16 protein-coding genes and 1 pseudogene are annotated in these 17,383 nt (G+C 72.8%); 12 read left to right on the forward strand and 5 right to left on the reverse strand.

From position 1 onward, the window contains the following. The first annotated feature begins 43 nt into the window (after positions 1-43). The 3 genes from MM438_RS16670 (at position 44) to MM438_RS04825 (ending at position 2,660) form a co-directional block, all read left to right on the forward strand. Entirely contained in the window at positions 44-1,477 is a 1,434-nt protein-coding gene (locus MM438_RS16670) for a polysaccharide deacetylase family protein (RefSeq protein WP_241451389.1), read from the forward strand. A 63-nt stretch (positions 1,478-1,540) separates the two neighbouring features. Beyond that, on the forward strand, positions 1,541-1,837 hold the full coding sequence (locus tag MM438_RS04820) for a hypothetical protein (RefSeq protein ID WP_241451390.1): 297 nt from the start codon (positions 1,541-1,543) through the stop codon (positions 1,835-1,837). Between the two features lie 76 nt (positions 1,838-1,913). Continuing rightward, the gene (locus MM438_RS04825) at positions 1,914-2,660 is read left to right on the forward strand and encodes an alpha/beta hydrolase (RefSeq protein WP_241451391.1); all 747 of its coding nucleotides are present in this window, start codon (positions 1,914-1,916) and stop codon (positions 2,658-2,660) included. 89 nt (positions 2,661-2,749) lie between these two features. On the opposite strand, the gene MM438_RS16220 is transcribed toward MM438_RS04825, so the two are convergent. Continuing rightward, complete coding sequence (locus MM438_RS16220) at positions 2,750-2,875, reverse strand: hypothetical protein (protein WP_277627923.1); 126 nt, start codon at positions 2,873-2,875, stop codon at positions 2,750-2,752. A 460-nt stretch (positions 2,876-3,335) separates the two neighbouring features. After that, entirely contained in the window at positions 3,336-4,673 is a 1,338-nt protein-coding gene (ccrA, locus tag MM438_RS04830; RefSeq protein WP_241453311.1) for a crotonyl-CoA carboxylase/reductase, read from the reverse strand. Between the two features lie 145 nt (positions 4,674-4,818). On the opposite strand from ccrA, the gene MM438_RS04835 reads away from it, so the two are divergent. After that, a complete protein-coding gene (locus MM438_RS04835) occupies positions 4,819-5,679 on the forward strand; it encodes a polysaccharide deacetylase family protein (RefSeq protein WP_241451392.1) in 861 nt (286 codons plus the stop codon). A 71-nt stretch (positions 5,680-5,750) separates the two neighbouring features. On the opposite strand, the gene mce is transcribed toward MM438_RS04835, so the two are convergent. After that, positions 5,751-6,197: a methylmalonyl-CoA epimerase gene (gene mce, locus MM438_RS04840; RefSeq protein ID WP_241451393.1), complete on the reverse strand. Its 447-nt coding sequence runs from the start codon at positions 6,195-6,197 to the stop codon at positions 5,751-5,753. A gap of 182 nt (positions 6,198-6,379) precedes the next feature. Between mce and MM438_RS04845 the strand changes: the two are divergent. The 5 genes and pseudogenes from MM438_RS04845 (at position 6,380) to MM438_RS04865 (ending at position 11,116) form a co-directional block, all read left to right on the forward strand. Beyond that, positions 6,380-7,577 (forward strand): annotated as a pseudogene (locus MM438_RS04845) (acetyl-CoA C-acetyltransferase). 70 nt (positions 7,578-7,647) lie between these two features. After that, the gene (gene meaB / locus MM438_RS04850; RefSeq protein WP_241451394.1) at positions 7,648-8,607 is read left to right on the forward strand and encodes a methylmalonyl Co-A mutase-associated GTPase MeaB; all 960 of its coding nucleotides are present in this window, start codon (positions 7,648-7,650) and stop codon (positions 8,605-8,607) included. A gap of 88 nt (positions 8,608-8,695) precedes the next feature. After that, positions 8,696-9,454 carry a DUF4184 family protein gene (locus MM438_RS04855; protein WP_241451395.1) on the forward strand — a complete coding sequence of 253 codons (759 nt, stop codon included), beginning with the start codon at positions 8,696-8,698 and terminating at the stop codon, positions 9,452-9,454. Between the two features lie 20 nt (positions 9,455-9,474). Next, positions 9,475-9,786, forward strand: a complete 312-nt coding sequence (locus MM438_RS04860) for a thiamine-binding protein (RefSeq protein WP_241451396.1) — start codon at positions 9,475-9,477, stop codon at positions 9,784-9,786. A gap of 55 nt (positions 9,787-9,841) precedes the next feature. After that, complete coding sequence (locus tag MM438_RS04865; protein WP_241451397.1) at positions 9,842-11,116, forward strand: hypothetical protein; 1,275 nt, start codon at positions 9,842-9,844, stop codon at positions 11,114-11,116. Here the strand turns inward: MM438_RS04865 and MM438_RS04870 are convergent. Further along, positions 11,045-12,301, reverse strand: a complete 1,257-nt coding sequence (locus MM438_RS04870) for an IS256 family transposase (protein WP_241450836.1) — start codon at positions 12,299-12,301, stop codon at positions 11,045-11,047. The genes MM438_RS04865 and MM438_RS04870 overlap by 72 nt on opposite strands. 493 nt (positions 12,302-12,794) lie before the next feature. Between MM438_RS04870 and MM438_RS04875 the strand changes: the two genes are divergently transcribed. Genes MM438_RS04875 through MM438_RS04885 form a run of 3 tightly spaced genes read left to right on the forward strand, consistent with a single transcriptional unit; the run spans position 12,795 to position 16,198 of the window. Continuing rightward, a complete protein-coding gene (locus MM438_RS04875) occupies positions 12,795-13,403 on the forward strand; it encodes a MarR family winged helix-turn-helix transcriptional regulator (protein ID WP_241451398.1) in 609 nt (202 codons plus the stop codon). Continuing rightward, the gene (locus MM438_RS04880) at positions 13,400-15,202 is read left to right on the forward strand and encodes a coenzyme B12-dependent isobutyryl-CoA mutase large subunit (protein ID WP_241451399.1); all 1,803 of its coding nucleotides are present in this window, start codon (positions 13,400-13,402) and stop codon (positions 15,200-15,202) included. Before MM438_RS04875 ends, MM438_RS04880 begins: the two co-directional genes overlap by 4 nt. Positions 15,203-15,262: 60 nt before the next feature. Continuing rightward, on the forward strand, positions 15,263-16,198 hold the full coding sequence (locus MM438_RS04885) for a tetratricopeptide repeat protein (RefSeq protein ID WP_241451400.1): 936 nt from the start codon (positions 15,263-15,265) through the stop codon (positions 16,196-16,198). Between the two features lie 119 nt (positions 16,199-16,317). Here MM438_RS04885 and MM438_RS04890 read toward each other — a convergent pair whose 3' ends face one another. After that, positions 16,318-17,103, reverse strand: coding sequence for an inositol monophosphatase family protein (locus MM438_RS04890; RefSeq protein WP_241451401.1), 786 nt, complete (start codon positions 17,101-17,103; stop codon positions 16,318-16,320). Positions 17,104-17,383: the final 280 nt, after the last annotated feature.

Genomic DNA, 17,383 nt, shown 5'->3' on the forward strand with positions numbered 1-17,383 from the left:
ACCCGGTCAGGAGGCGTGGAGGGGACCGTGCTGGGCTGAGGTCGTGATCCCGACGACCCTCCAGATCCGCCGTTCCCTCCTCCCCGCCCTCGCCCTCGGTGTGCTTCCCGCTGCCCCCTCCTGGGCCGCGCCCACCCCGGACCCGGCACCCGTCGCCGCGACCCCCGCCGTCGCCGCCTCCGCCCGGCCGCTCGGGCCGGAGGAGGACCCGGGGGCCGTGGCCATCCCTGCGCTCGACGTGGCCGCCGAGACCTCCTGGGCACCCCGGCGGATCCACGCCGCCTGGCCGTCCGTCCCGGCCGCCACGGCACTCGACACGGAGCTGCAGACCCAGGTGCGGCGACGGATCGCCCAGGTCCCGCCCACCAGGCAACGGACCGACTCCGAGCTGACCACCACCTGGTCCGTGGTGGCGGACCACGGCGGCGTCCTCGGCGTCCGGCTGCGCACCGAGCAGACGAGCGGGACCCACACCGAGCGCGACAGCACGACGGTCTACGGCACGCGGGACGGGCGGGAGGTATGGCGCGGTCCCGACCTGATTACCCCCCAGGCTCGGAGTCGGGTGGCCGCTGCCGTGCACCACGCGGTGGGGCGTGATCACCGCACCGCGTCGGCGCGGACCGGTGGGACGGACCGGGTCCTGGACGACCTCGGCTTCACCCGCCAGGGCGGGCTGCAGCTCGTCGTCCCGGCGCCGCAGGGTCGCACCGGGACGACCCGACAGGTGCTCGTCACCCTCGACCGGCCCACGAGCGATCGCCTGCTGTCACCGGCCGGTCACCGGGTCCGCGACGCCGTCGTGCGCTCGACCCCGGCATCCGCCGCCGCCGACCGACCCGTGGCCGCGCAGGCCCCCGCAGCCAGGCCCCCGGTCGACTGCCGCAAGGTCCGGTGCCTCGCCCTCACCTTCGACGACGGACCGGGCAAGCACACCGCCGCGATCCTGGACACGCTGGCCGCCCACAAGGCGCGGGCGACCTTCTTCACCTTGGGCCCCGCGGTCAAGGCCGCGCCGCAGACCATGCGTCGCATGCGTCAGCTCGGCATGGCCGTCGGCAACCACACCTGGACCCACCGTCAGCTGACCCGGTTGCCCGCCCAGACCGTGACCCAGGAGATCACCCGCACGACGAACGCCATCCGGTCCGCGACCGGGGCCGCCCCCGTCGCGGTCCGACCGCCCTATGGCGCCTTCGACCGGCGCACCCCCCACGCCGGCCTCCCCTTCGTCCTGTGGGACGTGGACACCGAGGACTGGAAGAACCGCAACGCCGCGGTGACCACCCGCCGCGCGCTCGCGGGCGCCCGCCGCGGCTCCATCGTCCTGATGCACGACATCCACCCGAGCACCGCGCAGGCGTTGCCGGGCATCGTCAAGACCCTGCAGCGCCAGGGCTACGTCCTGGTCACCGTGCCCGAGCTGCTCGGCCGGATGGACCCCACCAAGGCCTACTACTCCGGTCCCCGCCGGTGAGGCGGGCCGGGGACAGCGCCCGGCAGCGGCCTCCCGCGTCGGTCGGTTTGCGACAATGACCTCATGCCCCGCGCGAACCGACGCTCCGACCAGCACGTACCGCTGGCGGTCGGACGGCTCGCCGGCATGGAGCGGCGCGAGGAGCACCCCGACGGGGCGTGGATGGTGCGCGCCGTGCGGGGAGCGGCCACCGGCAAGGTCTACCGCTGCCCCGGCTGCCAGCAGGAGCTGCACGACTCCCTCCCGCACGTGGTGGCCTGGCCGGCGGAGGGGCTGCGCGGCCTGCCCGACCGGCGCCACTGGCACAGCGGGTGCTGGACCGCGCGCGACCACCGGCACCTGCCGGGGCGACGACGCTGACGCCCCGGCCCCGGACGGGCGGCGCTGACGCCGTCCTGCGGCATACGACCTGATCATCACCACCGACGAGGAACCCATGGCTGAGCACAAGATCCGCGCCAACACGATCCTGCCCGCGCGGCGGGAGGAGATCGAGCTGCACACCGCTGACGGGCTCACCCTCGTCGGCGAGCTCGCCCTGCCCCTCGAGCGGGACCCGGTCGCGACGCTGGTGACGCTGCACCCGCTGCCCACGCACGGCGGCTTCATGGACAGCCATGTCTACAAGAAGGCGTCCTACCGGCTGCCGGCGCTCGCGGACATCGCCGTGCTGCGGTTCAACACGCGGGGGACGAGCTCGCCGCGTGGCACGTCCCAGGGGTCCTTCGACAACGCCGACGGGGAGCGCTTCGACGTCGCAGCGGCGATCGAGTATGCCGAGCTGCGCCAGAGCCCGGTGCTCCCGCACCGGTGGCTGGTCGGGTGGTCCTTCGGCACCGACCTGACGCTGATGTACGGCCTGGAGCCGGCGATCGAGGGGGCTGTCCTGCTGTCCCCCCCGCTGCGGTGGACCCAGCCCGAGCACCTGCGCGAGTGGGCCGTGGACGGGCGACCGCTGGTGGCGCTGGTGCCCGAGCACGACGACTACCTGCAGCCGGAGGAGGCGCGGGAGAGGTTCGCGCTGGTCCCGCAGGCCGAGGTCGTCGGGATCGACGGGTGCAAGCACCTGTGGGTGGGGGAGACCTACGTGCGACGGGCGTTGGACGAGATCGTGGCCCGGGTGCGGCCGGGCTTCGGCCCGTTGCCGACGACCTATGCCGGCGAGGTGGCTGAGGGGTCCTGATCGGAGCCTCGCGGGTCGTGGTCGGTCGTCTGCCTGCGACGACGGGTGCCACGGGCCGGCGCGTGCCACCCGGGCACACCCCGCCCGCGTCACGGGATCCCGAGCGCCTCGTAGGCCTCGGGCGTGAATCCTCGGGCCTGGTGCGCCCGCAGGAGCTCGTGGGCTCGCTCCTCGGATCCCACGAGCGGGGAGAGGACGGCGACGACGTCCTCCAACGAGACCGGTCCGGCGCCGCAGGCCTCGGCCAGGGCGGGAAACCGGTCGACAAGGCCCCTCCGGGGACACCGTCCAGCGGGTCGCCGGACGCCCGGCCGAGGAGGGCAGCCAGGACGAGGGCGATGGCGGTCCTGCGCTCGCCGCCGATCTGGTTCCTGGCCATGAACTCCTCGACAGGCTCCTGCCCGCTATAGGCGGCGCTCAGGGTCAGAGCTATCACGATGTCCTGCAGCTCCGACACTCTTCGGCTGAGGTCCTCGACGCTCTCCACGAGGGAGACGCTACTGGTCTGACCGACGCAGACGTCGTCCCGACGCACCGAGCCGGAACGTCTTGAGGCAGGTCACAGACCGGGATCTCGACGGCCGTGGTGAGCCGCGACCGCCGCGCCGGCGGCACGAGCAGGACGGGGCCCGGGTCGCGGGCAGCGACCCGGGCCCCGGTGAAGGCGGCGCGGGGTCAGACGTGACGGAAGCGGTTGATCTCGGTCAGCAGCTCGTCGCGCAGCTGCGGGTTGCTGACGCCGAGGCCCTCCTCGGGGGCCAGCGTGAGGACGCCGACCTTGCCCTGGTGGGCGTTGCGGTGGACGTCGAGGGCGGCCTGGCCCACGTCCTCCAGCGCATAGGTCACGGACAGCGTGGGGTGGATCAGACCGCGACGGATCAGCGAGTTGGCCTCCCACGCCTCGCGGTAGTTCGCGAAGTGCGAGCCGATGATCGACTTGAGGTTCATCCACAGGTAGCGGTTGTCGAACTCGTGCATGTAGCCCGAGGTCGAGGCGCAGGTGACGATGGTGCCGCCCTTGCGGGTGACGTAGACCGAGGCGCCGAAGGTCTCCCGACCGGGGTGCTCGAACACGATGTCCGGGTCGTGACCGTGGGTGAGCTCGCGGATCCTGGCCCCGAGGCGCTTCCACTCCTGGGGGTCCTGGGTGCGCTCGTCCTTCCAGAAGCGGTAACCCTCGGCGTTGCGGTCGATGACGAGCTCGGCGCCCATCTTGCGGCAGATCTCGGCCTTCTCCGGGGAGGAGACGACGCAGATCGGGGTGGCCCCGCCGGCGAGCGCCATCTGGGTGGCGTAGGAGCCGAGGCCACCGGACGCACCCCAGACGAGGACCCGGTCGCCGAGCTTCATGCCGGCGCCGTTGCGGGAGATGAGCTGGCGGTATGCCGTGGAGTTGACCAGGCCGGGGGAGGCGGCCTCCTCCCAGGTGAGGTGCCCGGCCTTGGGCATCAGCTGGTTGGCCTTGACGATGGCGAGCTCGGCCAGGCCGCCGAAGTTGGTCTCGAAGCCCCAGATCCGCTGCTCCGGGTCGAGCATCGTGTCGTCGTGCCCGTCGTGGTGCTCCAGCTCGACGGACAGGCAGTGGGCGACGACCTCGGCGCCGGGCTTCCAGATGTGGACGCCGGGGCCGGTGCGCAGGACCACGCCCGCGAGGTCCGAGCCCACCACGTGATAAGGCAGGTCGTGGCGCTTGGCGGCGGTCGAGGTGCGGCCGTAGCGCTCCAGGAAGCCGAACGTCGGGACGGGCTCGAAGATCGAGGTCCACACCGTGTTGTAGTTGATCGAGCTGGCCATGACGGCGACGAGGGCCTCGCCGGGGGCGAGCTCGGGCAGCGGCACCTCGTCCAGGTGCAGGCTCTCGCGGGGGTCCTTGTCACGGCTGGCGCGACCCTCGAACATCCCGACCTCGTCCTTGTGGACGGTCACCGCGCGATAGGACTCGGGCAGGTCCAGGCCGGCGTAGGTCTCGTCGGTGCGGTCGCCGCTCATGATGGCGTCGCGGATGGCGATCATGCGGTCGTTCGTCATCTCTGGCTCCTTGGCAGGGCACCACCGTGTGCCTGTCTCGTCGACGTTACTGGCGCGTCGGGAGGGCTGCCAGGGGATGAGAGCCCCTTCACACCGGTGACGTCCGTCACGGGATGCCTACGATGGGTGGATGAAGCGTGCGGGGCCAGGGCGGGGGTCTGGTGACGGGGGAGACCGCCAGGGGGCGGCCCCTGACCCCGGCATACCTCGGCGAACCATCCTGGTCGGCTCGGCGCTGTGCGCCCTGTCCGGGCTCGGGCTGACGGTGGTGCAGGACGGGCGGCTCGAGCTGGCCTGTGGCGGCCCGACGACGTCCCCGCAGGCGCGGCGGGCGGCAGACCCCCGATGCATCAACGCCGTTCGCACCTCCCGCCCGTGGGTGGCGCTGACCTTCGACGACGGGCCGGACCCGGCATACACCCCCGCGGTGCTCGACCTGCTGCGGCGGTACGACGCCCACGCGACGTTCTTCCTCGTGGGGGCCAACGCCGCGGCCCACCCCCACCTCGCCGCCCGGATCCGCCGCGAGGGGCACCTCGTCGCCAACCACACGCACGACCATCCGGACCTGACCGCGGTCCCGGCGCCGGAGGCGGGGGACCAGATCCGGCGGGGGCGAGCCGCGGTGACGGCCGCGACCAGATCCGGCGGGGGCGAGCCGTGGCTGCTGCGACCGCCCGTCGGGCGCACCAGCCGGGCCGTCACGGGGCAGGCGCGCGCGGCGGGGGAGCGACAGGTCTTCTGGACCGACTGCCTGGAGGCCAACCTGCACGACGGCGTCGCGGCCGGGGGCCGTGCGCTGGGGGAGGACCTGGCGCCGGGCGCGGTGGTCCTCGCCCACGACGGCGGACACGTCGCCGGGCGATGGGCCCAGACCTACGACCGCAGCGCGACGGTGGAGGCGCTGCCCCACCTGCTGGCGTCGCTTCGCGCCCGGGGGCTGACCTCGGTGACGGTGGCGGACCTCGCGGCGTCCGGCACGGTCCGCTAGCCCGTCACGCGACGGAGCGCCCGCCCCCGGTCAGGGACGAGCGCTCCGCCATACGTGCTGGAGGCAGGACCTCAGTGCATGCCGCCCGGCGCGGGCTCGACCAGCTCGACGAGAACCCCACCGGCGTCCTTGGGGTGGATGAAGTTGATGCGGGAACCGGCGGTGCCGCGCTTGGGCTCGGGGTAGAGCAGGCGCAGGCCGCGCTCCTTGAGCGTGGCGCACACGGCGTCGATGGACTCGACGCGGTAGGCCATCTGCTGCATGCCGACGCCGCTCTTGTCGATGAACTTCGCGATGGTGCTCTGCTCGTTGAGGGGAGCGAGGAGCTGGATGTGGGAGGTCGAGTCGCCGACCGCCATCATCGCCTCGGCGACGCCCTGCTCCTCGTTGACCTCGCGGTGGGCCATCTTCATGCCGTACTTGGTCTCGTAGAACTCGATGGCCTCGTCGAGGTCACGGACGGCGATGCCGACGTGGTCGATGTGCGTGAACAGTCCCTGCAGGTCGTTGTCAGCCATGCCCTCAGCCTAGGACCCCCGCGCCGGCGCGCCCCAGCCGGGGTCGGTCGCGAGGGGCCTATGACGAGAGTCACCACGACGCCCCACCAGCCACGACCTGTGCGTCGCGCTCCCCGCTGGCGCCGCTGACTATGGTGGGGATGCACAGACCTCACCCACCATCGCTGCTGGAGGCCTCACCCATGTCCGCTGCATCCACCCCGTCGGTCATCGTCGCCGGCGCCCGTACGCCCATGGGGAGGCTCATGGGCTCCCTCAAGGGTTTCAGCGGAGCCGACCTCGGCGCCGTCGCCATCAAGGGAGCTCTCGACCGGGCCGGGGTCAGCCCGGAGCAGGTCGAGTACGTCGTCATGGGCCAGGTCCTCGGCGCCGGCGTGGGGCAGATCCCGGCCCGCCAGGCCGCGGTCAAGGCCGGGATCCCGATGACGGTCCCCGCCCTCACCGTCAACAAGGTCTGCCTGTCCGGCCTGGACGCCATCGCCCTGGCCGACCAGCTCATCCGCGCCGGAGAGTTCGACGTCGTGGTGGCGGGCGGCCAGGAGTCGATGACCAACGCCCCCCACCTGCTGCCCAAGTCCCGCGACGGGTTCAAGTACGGCGACACCACGCTCGCCGACTCGATGATCGTGGACGGCCTGTGGGACGTCTTCACCGAGCAGCCGATGGGCCTGCTGACCGAGGCCGAGAACGTCGACGAGAACGCCGTCTCCCGCGAGGAGCAGGACGCCTTCGCCGCGCGCTCGCACCAGCTGGCGGCCAAGGCCTGGGCCGACGGCAGCTTCGAGGACGAGGTCGTCCCGGTGACGATCCCGCAGCGCAAGGGCGACCCGATCGAGTTCAAGACCGACGAGGGCGTCCGCGCCGAGACCACGGCCGAGTCCCTGGGCAAGCTCCGTCCGGCGTTCAGCAAGGACGGCACCATCACGGCCGGCTCCGCATCGCAGATCTCCGACGGCGCCTGCGCGGTCGTCGTGATGAGCAAGGCCAAGGCCGAGGAGCTGGGCCTGGAGTGGCTCGCCGAGATCGGCGCCCACGGCAACGTCTCCGGGCCCGACTCGACCCTGCAGCTGCAGCCGGCCAACGCCATCGCGGCAGCCTGCCGCAAGGAGGGCGTCGACCCCAAGGACCTCGACCTGGTCGAGATCAACGAGGCCTTCGCCGCCGTCGGCATCGCGTCGGCCCGTCACCTCGGGCTGGACGAGGACAGGATCAACGTCAACGGCGGCGCCATCGCCCTCGGCCACCCGCTCGGGATGTCCGGCGCGCGGGTCGTCCTCACGCTGGCCCTCGAGCTCAAGCGGCGCGGCCGGCACCGGCGTGGCTGCCCTGTGCGGCGGCGGCGGCCAGGGCGACGCCCTGATCGTCAAGGTCGCCAAGTAAGTCCCCGCTGCGCGGGCGCCTCCTGCCGGGGCGTCCGCGCAGCTCCCTACCTCCGGAGGAGCAGCACACCGTGTCCCGTCAGGTCGACATCCCGTCCCTCGTCGAGCAGGCCCGAGCCGGGGCCCCTCGAGCCGTCGCCCGGCTCGTCTCGATGGTCGAGGACGCCCACCCGGCCCTGCGGGAGGTGATGGCCGCGCTCGCGCCATACACCGGCCACGCCCACATCGTCGGGATCACCGGGTCGCCGGGCGTCGGCAAGTCGACCTCCACCAACGCCCTGGTCACCGAGCTGCGCAAGCGCGACCTGCGCGTCGGCGTGCTGGCGGTGGACCCCTCCTCGCCCTTCTCCGGCGGGGCGCTCCTCGGCGACCGGATCCGGATGGCCGACCACGTCCTGGACCCCCAGGTCTACATCCGCTCGATGGCCTCCCGCGGCCACCTCGGGGGACTGTCCTGGACGACCCCGCAGGCCCTGCGCGTCCTCGACGCGGCCGGCTGCGACGTGATCCTCGTCGAGACCGTCGGCGTCGGCCAGAGCGAGGTCGAGATCGTGGGGCTCGCCGACACCACCATCGTGCTCCTCGCGCCCGGGATGGGTGACGGGATCCAGGCCGCCAAGGCCGGCATCCTCGAGATCGGCGACGTCTTCGTGGTCAACAAGGCCGACCGCGACGGCGCCGACAACACCGTGCGCGACATCCGCCACATGATCTCCCTCGGCGACCGCACCGAGGCCGGCCTGTGGCGCCCGCCCGTGGTCAAGACCGTCGCCCACAAGCACGAGGGCGTCGGCGAGGTCGTCGAGGCGCTCGACAAGCACCTGGCCTGGATGCAGGACAAGGGCGAGCTGCGTCGTCGGCGCACCCGCCGGGCCGCCGACGAGATCGAGTCGATCGTCATCACCTCGCTGCGCGAGCGGATGGGCGACCTGCGCGGCTCTCACGGGATCGAGGCGCTCGCCGCCGCGGTCGTGGACGGGCAGAGCGACCCCTACCGCGCGGCCGACCAGGTGCTCGCCGACCTCACCTGAGCCGGCCCCGTGCCCACGGGAGGGGACACGAGGCGAGGGGTATGCCGAGAGCCCTGCACGGCATACCCCTGATCGTTAGGCTGCCGGGGTGCCGTTCACGCTCGCTCACCCCGCCGTGGTGCTGCCCCTGCGGTGGTCGCACCTCCCGCTGGCGGCGCTCGTGGCCGGGTCGTTGTCGCCGGACGTGCCGATCTACGTCCCGGGGGGACTGCTCGGCACCCGCGACGAGGCACACTCCTGGACCCACACGTGGTTCGGGCTGGTGGCCTTCTGCGTGCCCGTCGCACTCCTGCTGACCGCCGTGTGGGGCTACTACCTGCGCGGCCCGGTCCTGGACGCGCTGCCCGACTGGTGCCGCGCCCGGATGACCGTGCGGCCGCCGGTCATGGACCGGGGCCACTGGCTGTGGTCCCTGCCCGCCGTGCTGGTGGGGTCGCTGTCGCACCTGGCCTGGGACCAGCTCACCCACGAGCCGTCCTGGCTGTCCGCCCACCTGCCCTTCCTCGCCATGTCGCTCGGCGGGCTGCCGGTGGCCCGGTGGCTGATGTACCTCTGCTCGGTCCTCGGCCTCGCCGCCATCTGCTGGACCGCCTACCACGACCTGGCCCGGCGCCCTCCGGACCTCGTGGCCCGACGTGTGCCCTCCGTCGCCGCGCTGCTGCTGCCCGTCCCCATGGCGGTGGGCGGCCTGGCCGCGCTCTACGAGCTCGTCACCGTCGGTCCCTACATGGGGGCCCACGCCATCGCCTACTACATGCTCACCGCAGCCGTCGCGTCCGCGGGGGCCCTCGTGGTGCTGCTCGCGGGAGCCTGGCACGGGGCCACCCTGCTCCACCGGAGGGCCTGAGCCCGAGGTACGTTCGCCTCATGCTCTTCGCCTTCTCCATCGCCCCCGCCACCGCCGCCGACGAGTCCGGCTCGGTCTCCGACGCCGTGGCCGACGTCATCCAGGTCGTCCGCGACTCCGGCCTGCCGCACCGCACCGACGCGATGTTCACCACCGTCGAGGGCGAGTGGGACGAGTGCCTGGCCGTGATCAAGGCCGCCTGCGAGGCCTGCGCCCAGCACAGCCCCCGCGTCTCGCTGGTGCTCAAGGCCGACCTGCGGCCGGGGCGCACGGGCGAGCTCGACGGCAAGCTCGAGCGGCTCGAGGCCAAGATCGCCGGCCGCCAGGGATGACCGAGTTCGGCCCTGAGGGCGACCGTCCAGGTCTGCGCCATACCAGCCCCCGCTGATGGAACTTCTCCTGTGGGCGACCCTGGCCGTCGTCCTCGCAGTGGTGGGGAGGCGGGTGAGAGGGCGGGTGCGGGCACGGCATGCCCGTGCCTGGGCCGCGGGCGCCCGCCGCGAGATGGTGGCGCTGCTCGTCGACGAGCGGGAGGAGCTGGACCAGCAGGGGCACGTCACGGTCGTCGGTGACGTGCTCGAGTGGTCCTGCGACATCTGGCGCTGGCGCACGCCGCTGCACCTGCCGGGGGACGCGGTGTGCACCGTCCTGGAGGACGAGCACCGCCAGGAGACCTGGGTGCTGGAGGCCTGCCAGGGCCCCGACGGTCGTCGGCTGCTCGTGGGGGTCCCGCTGGCTGCGGTCGACGCCCTGGACGCCCTCCGCCGCTCGTCGCGCCCCACCGGAGCCGACGGAGTCGTGCCCGGGGGGCCGGCCCCGGGTCGCCGGGCACGGTCCCGGCCCGCCCAGGTCGTGGCGGCACTCGGAGCGCTCTGCCTGCTCGGCGCCTGTCTCCTCTGGCCGATCTGGCTCACCAGCGTCGAGGTGGTCGCTCGCGTCGACGAGACCCCGCATGACGGCAGCTGCGTGGTGAGCTGGCTGGATCCGCGGACCGCGGACCGGGTGTCCGGCGTCCACGTCGACTGCTCCGAGCACGACGGTCGGCCGGTCCAGGCCGGTGACCCGATCCAGGTGCGCGCGCACACCGGGCCCCTGCGAGGGGAGGGGATGTCCGACGAGGGACTGTCCAGCTTCCTGCGGTTCTGGGCGCCAGGTCTGGGGATCGGGCTGCTCGCCCTCGCGGGCTGGCTGCGCCGGCGGACTCGTGCCCGATTCACGGACATCCCTGCGATCACGCTCCAGCCGGTCCTGGCGGCCACCGCGCCACCGTCCAGCCCGCTGGCCCGAGACCCGCTGGTGCGGCGTGCTCTCGAGCTGTCCGCGCGGGAGGGCTGGGACGACGAGGGTGATCCGGACCCGGAACCGCTCTCCCTGGAGGAGGTGCGCTCCTGGTCCGGCCAGTTCTGGCTGACCCTGGCGGCCGGTGGCTGGTGGGTGGTGCTGGTCCTGGCCGCGCTGACGGCCGGGCTGGCGACCGACGAGGGAGATGCCCGCCGATGGGCGCCGCTCAGCGCGCTCGCGCTGCTGCTCGCGCTCGCGGTCCAGGCCGTGCGGGTGTGGCGGGGTCAAGTCCCGTGGGGTGGTGTTGTTTCAGGTGGTGATGGCGGTTGGGATGTTCTCGGTGGTGAGCGTGTAGAGCAGTCGTCGCATGCTGGTGTCTGACAGGTAGCGGCGTTCGCCGTACTGCCATTCCTCGTGCTGCTCGAGGAGGACGGCGCCGACGAGGCGGGTGACGCTGTCGCGGTTGGGGAAGACCTGGACGACGTCGGCGCGGCGTTTGATCTCGCCGTTGCAGCGTTCGACGGGGTTGTTCGACCAGATCTTCTTCCAGTGCTCGGTGGGGAACGCGGCGAACGCGGTCAGGTCGGCCTCGGCGTCGGCGAGCATGGCCGCGAGCTGGGGGAAGGAGGCCTGCAGGGACGCGGTGACCTGGTGATAGGTCTCCCGGACGGCCTCGGGGCTGGTCTGGGCGAAGATCGTGCTGACCAGGGCGTTAACAGGCTTGGACCGGGCGGACCCGAGGACCTGGGTGATGTTGCGGGCGAAGTGGACCCGGCAGCGTTGCCACGCGGCGCCGGGCAGCACGGCCTTGACCGCGGCCTTCAGCCCGGCGTGGGCGTCGCTGATGACCAGGGCCACGCCCTGGGGGTGGGCCGGTGTGGAGGGCGTCAGGCCGCGGGTGCGCAGGGATCGTAGGAACTCGGTCCAGAAGTCGGTGGACTCGCTGTCGCCGATGGCCATGCCGAGGATCTCGCGGCGCCCGGCGGCGGAGACCGCGATCGCGGTGACCACGGCCTGGGAGACGACCCGGCCGCCGTGACGGACGTCCAGATAGGTCGCGTCGAGGTACAGGTACGGGAACCACGTGTGGTCCAGGGACCGGGTCAGGAAGGCGTGGACGGAGTCGTCGATGTCGGCGCAGATCCGGGACACGGTCGACCTGCTGATGCCGGTGTCGTTGCCCAGGGCCTTGACCAGGTCGTCGACCTTACGGGTGGAGACCCCGTCGATCCATGCGGTGCAGATCACGGCGTACAGGGCCTTGTCGACGCGTCGGCGTGGGTGCAGCAGGGAGGGGAAGAACGAGCCCTCGCGCAGCTTGGGGATGGCCAGGGTCAGCTCCCCGGCCGGGGTCGCCACGGTCTTGGGGCGGGTGCCGTTGCGGCGGGTCGTGCGATCTGGGGTCCGCTCGTAGCGGCCGGCGCCGATCTTGGCGGTAGCCTCGGCGTCGACGAGGTCTTGCAACCCGGCCTGCAGCAGCCGGCGGAACACGTCGTCGCGGGCCAGGTCAGGATCGGCGAGGAGTTCACCGACGAGCGCGGACAGGGCAGACTGGGGACGGGTCATCGCGGGTCCTTGGAGTTCTTGGCGGAATCCTGGAAGTACCCGCGATGACCCCCCTGAACAGCAGCAGCACCATCGCGGCGACCAGCGCGGGAATGCCACCACGCTATGGGACGCACCCTGTGGCGGGCACGCCGCAGCCTCGTGCACCTGCTGACCGCGCCGTGGGCGCAGTCCCGCACCGTGGTCGGACTACCCCTCGGTCCCGGAGCGGATGCGGTGCTCGTGATGGTGGGGGAGCAGCCCACCTGGATCGTCGAGGTGGCCGGTCGCCCGCCACGCCAGGCGGTGCTGCAGGTGCGTGGCGAGCTGACCGAGGGGGTCGAATCGAGCTGCGCAGCCCGCGAGGCACCTGGGTGGCCACCTCGCCCGTCGCGCGGGTGGATCGCGCGGCGCTGGCGGATCTGCTCGACGAGGTGGCCGGGGAGACCCCGCCCTGGGGTCGCGGCGACGACGCGCGGTGACTCTCACCCGGCCGCGCCTCTATCCTGCGCGGGTGACCCCGCTCAACCTGCCCTTCGACCCGATCGCCCGCGCCGAGCTGACCTGGCGGGAGCGGTGGGGCGACGAGGCGCCCGCCACCCAGATGGCGACGGCCACCAGCCTGCTGCGGGTCGCCCAGGTGCTGACCATGCAGCTCGACCAGGCGTGCGGTCGGCACGGGCTGACCTTCGCGCGCTACGAGGCGCTGGTGCTGCTGGCCTTCGCCCGGGCGAGGGGGCTGCCGATGACGCGCATCGGGGAGCGGCTGATGGTGCACCCGACGAGCGCCACGAGCATCGTGCAGCGGCTCGAGACCCAGGGTTTCGTGCGGCGGGTGCCCAACCCGGACGACGGTCGGGGGACCCTGGCGCAGATCACCGACGCGGGCCGGGCGGTCATGGAGGCGGCGACGGCCGACCTGCACGCCCTGGGCTTCGGGCTGGACGTGCTCGACGACGCCGAGCACGCACAGCTCTTCGGCGTGCTGCGCCGGGTGCGGGTGGCGGCGGGGGACTTCGCCGACGGCGAGGACCCGGCCGAGGACGAGGACACCGTCCACGCCGGGCCGGAGCGCGCCGGGCACGGACAACTACTAGGACGTCCACGTATGTTGTCGCCATGACGATCCAGGAGACCCAGCGCAGCGACTCCACCACCCCCGAGCACCGCAGCCAGGGCCGCAGCCGGTGGCAGGCGCGGTACGACGAGGCGGTGGCCACGGGCCGCCTCCGCCAGGCCGACTTCACCACCCTGTCCGGCCTCGAGGTCGAGCCGGTCTACGGCCCCACCGACGAGCAGGCGGCCGCCGACGAGCGCATGGACCGCATCGGCTGGCCCGGCGAGTTCCCCTACACCCGAGGGCTGCACGCCACCGGCTATCGCGGGCGCACCTGGACGATCCGGCAGTTCGCCGGGTTCGGCAACGCCGTGCAGACCAACGAGCGCTACAAGATGATCCTCGCGCGCGGCGGCGGCGGGCTGTCCGTGGCCTTCGACATGCCCACGCTGATGGGGCGCGACTCGGACGACCCGATGAGCCTCGGCGAGGTGGGTCACTGCGGCGTCGCCGTCGACTCGGCCGCCGACATGGACATCCTGTTCAGCGACATCCCGATGGGCGACACCACCACGTCGATGACGGTGTCCGGGCCCGCCGTCCCGGTGTTCTGCATGTACCTCGTGGCCGCCGAGCGTCAGGGCGTGGACGTGGGCACCCTCAACGGGACCCTGCAGACGGACATCTTCAAGGAGTACATCGCCCAGAAGGAGTGGCTCTTCGCGCCCGAGCCGCACCTGCGCCTCATCGGCGACCTGATGGAGTACTGCGACCAGAACATCAAGGCCTACAAGCCGCTCTCGGTCTCCGGCTACCACATCCGCGAGGCCGGGGCGACGGCGGCGCAGGAGCTGGCGTTCACCCTTGCCGACGGCTTCGGCTACGTCGAGCTGGGGCTGTCCCGCGGGCTGGACGTCAACTCGTTCGCGCCGGGCCTGTCCTTCTTCTTCGACGCCCACGTGGACTTCTTCGAGGAGATCGCGAAGTTCCGTGCCGCGCGGCGCATCTGGGCCCGCTGGATGCGGGACGTGTATGGCGCGACGAGCGAGAAGGCCATGCAGCTGCGCTTCCACACCCAGACCGCCGGGGTCTCGCTGACCGCGCAGCAGCCCTACAACAACGTCGTGCGCACCGCCGTCGAGGCGCTCGCGGGCGTCCTGGGTGGCACCAACTCGCTGCACACCAACGCCCTGGACGAGACCCTGGCGCTGCCGACCGAGCAGTCGGCCGAGATCGCCCTGCGCACCCAGCAGGTGATCATGGAGGAGACGGGTGTCACGAACGTCGCGGATCCGCTGGGCGGTTCGTGGTACGTCGAGGCGCTGACCGACCGCATCGAGGCCGAGGCGGAGGCGATCTTCACCCGCATCCTGGCGATGGGCACGACGCGGGTCGACTCGACGGACAAGCCGCGCCTGGCCGAGGCGGTGCGCGAGGCCGTGCAGTCCGGTGCGGACGCGCCCGGCATGCCGATGACCTCGGGGATCCTGCACGGGATCGAGGAGGGCTGGTTCATGCTCGAGATCGGCGACGCGGCCTTCCGCCACCAGATCGCGCTGGAGGAGGGGACCAAGAAGATCGTCGGGGTCAACTGCCTCACCGAGTCGGTGAGCTCCGAGCTCGACATCCTGCGGGTCTCGCACGAGGTGGAGCGTGAGCAGGTGGCAACCCTCGGCCGGCGCCGGGCCGGGCGCAAGGAGGAGATCGCCCGGGACGCCGTCGAGCGGATGGTCAAGGTGTCCCGCACGAGCGACAACATGATCCCGGCCATGCTCGACGCGGTCCGCGCCGAGGCGACGCTGGGCGAGATCTGCGACGCGTTGCGCGAGGAGTGGGGCATCTATCGCGAGCCCGCCCGCTTCTGAAGGACCTTTCGGGCGCGCGGGTTTTCGCCATACCTGCGACGCTGCGACAGAATGAGCCGTATGACGAGCCAGCCGTTCCCCGGCGCCGCTGCACGTGGCGCGGTCGACCTGTCCGGACTGTCCACCACCTCCGGGGGCGCGCCCCGGACGCCCGCCGGGCAGGGGGAGGCCCCGGCACAGCCCGCCGGCGGTTCGCGCGTCGTGGTCGAGGCCACGGACGCCACGATCCAGCAGATCATGCAGCAGTCGGTCAAGCACCCGGTCGTCCTGCTGGTGTGGAGCGGTCGTCAGGGCGGCGCCGAGACCGTCTCCGACTTCGCCGCCGTCGCCGAGGCGTCGGGTGGTCGGTTCCTGCTCGCCACCGTCGACGTCGACGCCTCGCCGGGTCTGGCCCAGGCCCTCGGGGTCCAGCAGATCCCGATGGCCGTGGGCCTGCTGCAGGGTCAGCCGGTCCCGCTGTTCGTCGGACCGCAGCCCCGCGAGGTCATCCAGCGGTATGTCGACGAGCTCGCCAAGGTCGCCGTCGCCAACGGGGTCACCGGCCGGGTCGAGGGCGCGGACGCCGCCCCCGAGCTGCCGCCTCTGTCGCCGGAGCACGAGGAGGCCTATGCCGCCCTCGACCGGGGTGACTTCGACGCCGCCCGCGCGGCGTACGACAAGGCGCTGGCCAAGGACCCCAAGGACCGCGACGCCGCGATCGGCAAGGCCCAGGTCGACCTGCTCCAGCGCACCACCGGGGTCGACCTGCTCGCCGCCCGCGCGGCGGCGGCCGCGGACCCGTCCGACGTCGACGCCCAGCTGCTCGTGGCCGACCTGGATGTCATGGGCGGCCACGTGGAGGACGCCTTCCTGCGCCTGGTCGACCTGGTCCGCACCCTGGCGGGCGACGACCGGGAGCGGGTGCGGCTGCACCTGGTCCAGCTCTTCGACGTCGTCGGGGCCGAGGACCCGCGTGTCAAGAAGGGGCGCACGGCCCTGATGTCCGCGCTCTTCTGAGCCGGCCGCCACCCCGGGCACGGTGGGTCTGAGGACCACCGCGTCCGGGGCCCGGGTGGGCGAGGCCACCCTGCGGCGGCGGGACCACGGGGCCGAGGGGCGGCGAGATCGGTGGTGGCTCAGCGCTGGTCGGCGGGCAGGCAGGTGCGCATCGCCGCGGCGACCTCGCCCACCGCGGTCGGGGTGCCCGCCACGTGCCAGACGTGCCCGCCCACCTCGACCAGCTCGGTCACGCCCCCTGCGGCCTCGACGAGGGCGCGTCCGGGATACCAGTCCCAGGGGTGGCAGTCCGCCTGGTACCACACGCCCAGCCTCCCGGCGGCCACCCAGGACAGGTCCACCGACGCCGAGCCGAGCATCCGCACCGTGGCGCACCTCTTGGTCGCCTCGGCCCAGGGGGCGATCATCTCGGGCCGGTCGAAGCGGGTCGGGTGCAGATAGGTCGCGGCGCTGACCAGGGCGAGGGGCTGGTCCTCGACCGGGCTGACGGGCACGCCGTTGCGGCTCGTCGGGTGCTCGCGGCCGCCGAGCCACAGCTCGTCGGTCTGCGGGTGGTAGACCGCGCCGAGCACCGGCCCGTCCGCGTCGACCAGAGCGAGCGCGGAGCACCAGTGGGTCATCCCCCCGAGGAAGTTGTAGGTCCCGTCGACCGGGTCGATGTACCACGTCCGTCCCGTGGTGCCGCCCTCGGACGTGCCTTCCTCGCCGATCATCCCGTCGTCGGGGCGCTCGGCGCGAAACCGGGTGCTGACGAGCTCCTCGGCGGCATGGTCGGCGGCGGTCACCACGTCGGAGACGGAGGTCTTGCGCTCGCCCTCGAGCCCCTCCGATCGCATCTGCAGGGCCAGGGCGCCCGCGGTGCGCACCAGGTCGGCGGCCAGCGCGAGGTCGTCGGCAAAGGTCATGCGGTCAGCCTAGCCGCGCGGACGGATCCTGCCGTATGACGGCCCTGCGGGCAATGGCCTGCCCAGCGCGTCGGACGCCGCGCCCACCGACCCGGCCGGGCCGACGGGCGCGGCATACCCTCATCGGGTCGCTCGGTCGTCCTCGGCCGTCGCCCGCAGCCCGAAGCCCGCGAGGAGCAGCCCGGCGCCGCCCCACTGCAACCCCTTGGCCAGGGAGCCGCGCAGCCACCACTCCCCACTCCGGGCGCACCAGGAGCAGGACGCCGAGGCCGACGAGGCA

It is taken from the genome of Arsenicicoccus dermatophilus, assembly GCF_022568795.1.
GTDB lineage: Bacteria > Actinomycetota > Actinomycetes > Actinomycetales > Dermatophilaceae > Arsenicicoccus > Arsenicicoccus dermatophilus.

Coding starts and splice junctions, on each gene's coding strand:
- MM438_RS04820 (WP_241451390.1), top strand. CDS start 1,541: ATGCCCCGCGCGAACCGACGCTCCGACCAGCACGTACCGCTGGCGGTC.
- MM438_RS04825 (WP_241451391.1), top strand. CDS start 1,914: ATGGCTGAGCACAAGATCCGCGCCAACACGATCCTGCCCGCGCGGCGG.
- ccrA (WP_241453311.1), bottom strand. CDS start 4,673: ATGATCGCCATCCGCGACGCCATCATGAGCGGCGACCGCACCGACGAG.
- MM438_RS04835 (WP_241451392.1), top strand. CDS start 4,819: ATGAAGCGTGCGGGGCCAGGGCGGGGGTCTGGTGACGGGGGAGACCGC.
- mce (WP_241451393.1), bottom strand. CDS start 6,197: ATGGCTGACAACGACCTGCAGGGACTGTTCACGCACATCGACCACGTC.
- MM438_RS04860 (WP_241451396.1), top strand. CDS start 9,475: ATGCTCTTCGCCTTCTCCATCGCCCCCGCCACCGCCGCCGACGAGTCC.
- MM438_RS04865 (WP_241451397.1), top strand. CDS start 9,842: ATGGAACTTCTCCTGTGGGCGACCCTGGCCGTCGTCCTCGCAGTGGTG.
- MM438_RS04870 (WP_241450836.1), bottom strand. CDS start 12,301: ATGACCCGTCCCCAGTCTGCCCTGTCCGCGCTCGTCGGTGAACTCCTC.
- MM438_RS04880 (WP_241451399.1), top strand. CDS start 13,400: ATGACGATCCAGGAGACCCAGCGCAGCGACTCCACCACCCCCGAGCAC.
- MM438_RS04885 (WP_241451400.1), top strand. CDS start 15,263: ATGACGAGCCAGCCGTTCCCCGGCGCCGCTGCACGTGGCGCGGTCGAC.
- MM438_RS04890 (WP_241451401.1), bottom strand. CDS start 17,103: ATGACCTTTGCCGACGACCTCGCGCTGGCCGCCGACCTGGTGCGCACC.